Source organism: Arthrobacter sp. 05L45_2 (genome assembly GCF_056397525.1).
This window is the reverse complement of record NZ_JBFTNO010000215.1, coordinates 1-5,388: the sequence shown is the minus strand read 5'-3', so window position 1 is coordinate 5,388 and position 5,388 is coordinate 1. Positions and strand designations below refer to the sequence as shown.

At 64.3% G+C, this 5,388-nt stretch carries 5 protein-coding genes; 2 read left to right on the top strand and 3 right to left on the bottom strand.

Features of this window, described 5'->3' with window-relative positions; translation table 11 throughout:
• Window positions 1–2,494: alkaline phosphatase family protein (locus AC1DHD_RS14025; RefSeq protein WP_476880299.1), on the top strand; the 2,494-nt coding region annotated here is incomplete at its 5' end.
• Window positions 2,495–2,594: 100 nt separating this feature from the next.
• Here the strand turns inward: AC1DHD_RS14025 and AC1DHD_RS14020 are convergent.
• From AC1DHD_RS14020 to AC1DHD_RS14010, 3 genes are read right to left on the bottom strand one after another with little or no spacing between them, the layout of a single operon-like run.
• Window positions 2,595–3,362 (bottom strand): SCO1664 family protein, encoded by a 768-nt coding sequence (locus tag AC1DHD_RS14020; protein WP_476880298.1) that lies wholly within the window; start codon window positions 3,360–3,362, stop codon window positions 2,595–2,597.
• Window positions 3,362–3,916: a DUF3090 domain-containing protein gene (locus AC1DHD_RS14015; protein WP_476880297.1), complete on the bottom strand. Its 555-nt coding sequence runs from the start codon at window positions 3,914–3,916 to the stop codon at window positions 3,362–3,364. Before AC1DHD_RS14015 ends, AC1DHD_RS14020 begins: the two co-directional genes overlap by 1 nt.
• Before the next feature lie 24 nt (window positions 3,917–3,940).
• Window positions 3,941–4,633, bottom strand: a complete 693-nt coding sequence (locus AC1DHD_RS14010) for a histidine phosphatase family protein (RefSeq protein WP_476880296.1) — start codon at window positions 4,631–4,633, stop codon at window positions 3,941–3,943.
• Between the two features lie 156 nt (window positions 4,634–4,789).
• On the opposite strand from AC1DHD_RS14010, the gene AC1DHD_RS14005 reads away from it, so the two are divergent.
• On the top strand, window positions 4,790–5,224 hold the full coding sequence (locus tag AC1DHD_RS14005) for an SRPBCC family protein (protein WP_476880295.1): 435 nt from the start codon (window positions 4,790–4,792) through the stop codon (window positions 5,222–5,224).
• Window positions 5,225–5,388 lie beyond the last annotated feature (164 nt).

Below are 5,388 nucleotides of genomic sequence, written 5' to 3'. Positions count from 1 at the left end.
TGCGGCCGCGGCGGGAAAAGCAGGCTTCGCCAACATGGCATACCAGCACATCACGGATGGCTCCGTGGGCCAGGAAGGCCCGGTCTTCTCGCCTGATGGGAAGTTCGTCTACGAACCTGTTGCGGGCGGGATCCTCCGTTACCCGTTCAACCCTGACGGTTCGCTCGGGACCGCAACTGCCATCAGCATCCCCAACGCGGGCGACAAGCAGGCCCTGACTGCCGGCATGGCGTTTTCCCGCGACGGCTCGACCCTGTACGCAGCCGTGAACGGCCAGAACGCGGTCGTCGCAATCGACCCGACGTCGGGTACGGTCAAGCAGACTTTCAGTACGGGCATCGCCCCGCGGCAGCTGAAGCTCGTCGGAACAAAGCTGTACGTTTCCAACGAGGGAGGCCGGCGGGCTCTCGCCGGGGAACCGACCATGGATTCCTACGGCACTCAGGTTCCCGCAGACCCCAAGCTCGGCACCTCCACGACCGGCACGCTGAGCGTTATCGACACGACCGACCCCGCGGCGACGGTATCGTCCATCGACGTTCAGCTGCACCCGACCGCGATGTACCTTGACGGCCCCACGCTGTACGTGGCGAACACCAACAGCGACACCGTCTCAGTGGTGGACACCGCCAGCAACAAAGTTCTACAGACCATCGCGACGCAGCCGTGGGCGTCATCCCGGGTCGGCTATGAACCTACAGCCCTGACTATGCGGGGTGACCACCTGCTGATCTCGCTCGGCCGTGCGAACGCCGTCGCAGTCTACAAAATCAACAAACACGATCCCAGGGACCCGGCCAGCTACATCGGGCTGCTCCCGACGGACTACTACCCCGGCAACATCACCGCGGTGAAGAACCAGATTGTAGTCACCAATGTCCGCGGCATCGACGCGCTCGGCCCCGACCAGACCATCAGCGAGGGCCCGGGCACCACGTCGGCGACCGGGCACGGCACGCACTCCACGACGGCCTCGCTCACCAGATTTACCCTGCCCGGTGACGACAAAATACGGCAGTACACGGACACGGTGTTCCGGCAGAACGGGTGGGACGGCAACTCCGCCAAGCAGGCAACGGAGGGTCAGAAGGAAGATCAAAACGACCACGGCGCGGCCGTGGCGGTGCCAAAGCGGATCGGGGAACCCTCGGCGATCAAGCACGTGTTCCTGATCGTGAAGGAGAACCGCACCTACGACCAGGTCTACGGCGACATGAAGCAGGGCAACGGCGACGCGTCACTGGCCCAGTTCGGCGCCAAAGTGACTCCGAACCAACACGCCCTCGCCAGCCAGTTCAGCCTGTACGACAACACCTACGACATCGGTACGAACTCGGCCGAGGGCCATAACTGGATGATGCAGGGCGACGACCCGGCATATACGGAGACGAGCGCCGGTGAGTACAAACGCTCATACGACACCGAGAATGACGTCCTGGGCCACCAGCGCTCAGGGTTCCTCTGGACCTCCATACAGGATGCAGGCCAGACCGCCAGGAACTACGGCGAGTTCGACTCCACCGAGGGCAAACCGGCCGGCGCGACGTGGCAGCAGTACTACTGCGCCGCCACGAGCACGATGGCCGGGGGCGACCCGGCAAAGCTGTTCACCCCGGAACTGCAGATGCACGCCGGCTCGTCCATCCCTTCGCTCAGCACAATCACGGACCCGAACGCGGCGCCGTTCGACACATCGGTGCCGGATATTTACCGGTACGCGACCTGGAAGCAGGACTTTGAGAAGAACGGACCGAAGAACTTCCAGATGACGTGGCTCTCCAGCGACCACACCGGCGGCACCGCCGACCCCAGGGCGCAGGTCGCCGATAACGACCTCGCCGTGGGCAAAATCGTCGACGAAATTTCGCACTCCCGGTACTGGAAGGACTCGGCAATCTTTATCGCCGAGGACGACAGCCAGAACGGCACCGACCACGTAGACGGCCACCGCGCCCCGGTCCAGGTCATCAGCCCCTACGCGGCGCACGGCAAGACAGTCAGCACCTTCTACTCACAGATCAACATGGTGCGGACCATTCAGCAGATCCTCGGCGCCCAGCCGCTGAACCAGAAAGTCGCCGCGGCCACCCCGATGTTTGACGCCTTCACCAACAAGGCCGATCTGACACCGTTCAACGCGGTCCCGAACCAGATACCACTCACCGAGGGTGTGAAGACCGCGCCCGCCTGCGGCCCCGACACCCTGGGCCAGACTGGGCCCGGCGCCGCAGCGGTAAACACCGCGGCAGCCAAAGCCGTCGCTGTCCCGGCACCGATGAAGGAAACCGCCGAAGAGTGGGGGACCTGGTCCGAGAGGCAGCACCTGACAGGAAACGGCGCGAAGGAAGACTCTGCGGACCCGAACCTGTTCAACCGCTGGACCTGGTACCAGACCCACACTTGGGAAAGCCCCTACCCCGGCGACACCAAGATCTATGGACCCGCTGACGTACCGGGCGTACCCGCGGGCTCATCGAACCACGAGGACGGCTGATCAGCACCGGTCCGCAAACGTAAGTGACCACCCCAGAGCGCCGGAGCCTGGTCTCTGGGGTGGTCACGCAGCGGGCGCAGGAAACGTAGCCTCAATTCCGCTAAAACAGAGGCCAGGGCACCGCGGGCATGTCACCGCTCGGAGCCGGAAACCGTCCCGCCCGGCGCAACCGGATGCAGCGCGCGGCGAGCGATTCGATCTCCTCGGCCGTGAGCAGGTCCGTCAGCTCCCGGCCCAGCCCACCGTCCAGCCCCTCGCTGACCCGGCCGATGCCGTCGCGTTCCTCTGCGGTCAGGGCGTCACCAAGCCATCCCCACAGCACTGTGCGCAGCTTGTGGTCACGATGGAACGTAAGTCCGTGGTCCACGCCGTGCCGGTGTCCGTCCGCCATGGCCAGAATATGGTCCCCTTTGCGATCGGCATTGTTGACGACGACGTCGAACACCGCCATCCGTCTGAGCGCTGGCGAGTCCTCGTGAATGAGGGCGACCGTCCGTCCGTCCTCGTTCCGTCCTTCGAGAATGTGTTTCCACCCCGTCTCCGGAACGTGGCCCGTCTCCACGAGGTCCACAGGGTTTTGCGCGGGGTCGCGGTCCTGCCAGAGCTGCACCATTCCCAGGCCCAGGGGTCCCTCGCGCAGCCAGGTCTGCGGCACAATGTCCCAGCCGAGGGCCTGGGAGACCAGATAAGCAGCCACCTCCCGGTGAGCCACGGCGCCGTCGGGAAAATCCCATAGCGGGCTTTCGCCTGCCATCGGCTTATAGACGACCACCACGTCGCCAATGCTGCCCAGAAAGGTGGCGTTTGACGCCGTCGTGATGCGGCCGGTGAGCGTCAGTTCGGCGGTCACGAGGTCCGGTGCCGGCATCAGACTTCGGGAAGGGTACAGATGTGCCCGTCGGCGTCTATGGGATATCCGCACAGTGGACACGTTGGGCGCCCGGCGCCGACGATCTCCCGGGTGCGTTTCGCGAAAGCGCGGGCGGTGCCCACCGGCATGCGTACCAGCACCATTTCGGGCTTTGAATCGCTGTCCGCATCAGGGAACTCGTCGATGTCATCATCATCGGCATCGGTGATGGGGTAGGCCTCCAGGACGACCTGCGCCGTTGTCGGATCCCAGCCCAAGCTCATGGCGCCGGTTCGGAACTGCTCTTGGACGGCCTCGAGTTCGTCATTGTCGACCAGTTCAATGGGGGTGCTTGCGGGAACACTGAAAGGGTTGCCCTCGACGGTGCTCAGCTGGTCGAGAATCTCGTCGATCTTTTCGGCGAGGAGAGCCGACTGCTGCTTCTCCAGGGCAATGCTCACAATTTGCGCCCCGGCGCGCACCTGCAGATAGAACGTGCGCGCCCCCGGAAGGCCAATGGTGCCGACGACGACCCGATCGGGCCAGACAAACTCGTGAACACGTGTAGGCATGTCAGTATTTTAGGCACATGAGGTTCATGGCGCCTTCTGCCCTGCACCGCCGCCCACCGGCGCATCACCAGATTGAATGCCGTTCGACAGCCATGACAGATCACCCGCGTCGGTATTGGTCGCGTAAACGCTTGGCCGGCTGGCGCCGTAGCGCACGATCGATATTGACGCGGGGCCAACGTTGATGCGCTGGAACAGGTCAAGGTGCATGCCTAGCGCGTCGGCGAGGATTGACTTGATGATGTCTCCGTGGCTCACCGCCGCCCAGACCGCCCCCGGCCCGAACTCGGCTTCGAAGGCTGCATCGTGGCGCCGAATCGCCGCCACTGACCGGGCCTGCATGGTCGCCATGGATTCACCGCCGGGAAAGACGACGGCGGACGGTTGCGACTGCACGACCGGCCACAGCTCCTCGGAGGCGAGATCGCTGAGCTTCCGGCCCTGCCACAAGCCGTAATCGCACTCGGTAAGATCGGGATCGACCGGGGCGTAGGGCGTGCCCGCCTGGCGGTCGAGGATGAACTGGGCGGTCTGCCGACAACGCTCCAGGGGACTCGATACCACCCCGGCCAGGGGCACGGCAGCTAGCCGGCCTCCGGTTAGAGCTGCCTGGTCGCGGCCGACGTCGTCAAGGCCGACGCCGGGTGCCCGGCCGGCCAGCAGTCCAGTGGCATTTGCTGTGGTGCGGCCATGCCGCACGAGAATGACGGTCGCCATCCACCCAGCCTAACCACCCGTTCGATGCAGGCGTGACCGCAACGGCGGGCCCTGTCGAAGAACCCTGGACGGGCCGCCGGCCAGCTCGGCATGCGATAGTGGGGATGCGCCTCCTCCGGCATCTCGGCCCCGCCTGCAACACACAGAGGAACACCCATGGTGAACGTCCAGACCGAAATACTGATCCGGCAGCCCCGCGAGCTCGTGGCCAGCTATGCGTCCGACCCGGACAACGCACCGGCCTGGTACGTGAACATCCGTTCTGCACAATGGCAGACGCCGCGGCCCCTGGCTGTCGGATCCCGGGTCGCCTTCACCGCGCGGTTTCTGGGCCGAAATTTGGATTATGTCTACGAGTTCACCGAACTTGTGCCGGGCCACAAACTCACCATGCGGACAAGCCAGGGGCCGTTCCCGATGCGGACCAGCTACACCTGGTCCGACGAGGATGGCGGCACCCTCATGACCCTCCGCAATACTGGTGAACCCTCCGGGTTCTCGACGCTTGCCGGCATCGTTATGGCGCCCATGATGCGCAGGGCCATGCGCAAGGACCTGGCGAAGCTCAAGAGGGTCCTCGAAGCCCGCTAGAGGAACACGATCGTGGGGAGTACTTTCGATTCACCACTACTTTGACCCCAAAGCTCCACCTCTTTGGCCTCCCGCGACAGTAATATCCGATTAACTCGACAAGCCCCGATCCGCATGGATCTGGGCTTTTTGCGGCATTAGGTCTTTATCCCGGACTCCCGGAT

Excerpts from the sequence above, each read along its gene's own strand:
- AC1DHD_RS14020 (WP_476880298.1), bottom strand. The coding sequence starts at position 3,362 with ATGCCGGCACCGGACCTCGTGACCGCCGAACTGACGCTCACCGGCCGC.
- AC1DHD_RS14015 (WP_476880297.1), bottom strand. The coding sequence starts at position 3,916 with ATGCCTACACGTGTTCACGAGTTTGTCTGGCCCGATCGGGTCGTCGTC.
- AC1DHD_RS14010 (WP_476880296.1), bottom strand. The coding sequence starts at position 4,633 with ATGGCGACCGTCATTCTCGTGCGGCATGGCCGCACCACAGCAAATGCC.
- AC1DHD_RS14005 (WP_476880295.1), top strand. The coding sequence starts at position 4,790 with ATGGTGAACGTCCAGACCGAAATACTGATCCGGCAGCCCCGCGAGCTC.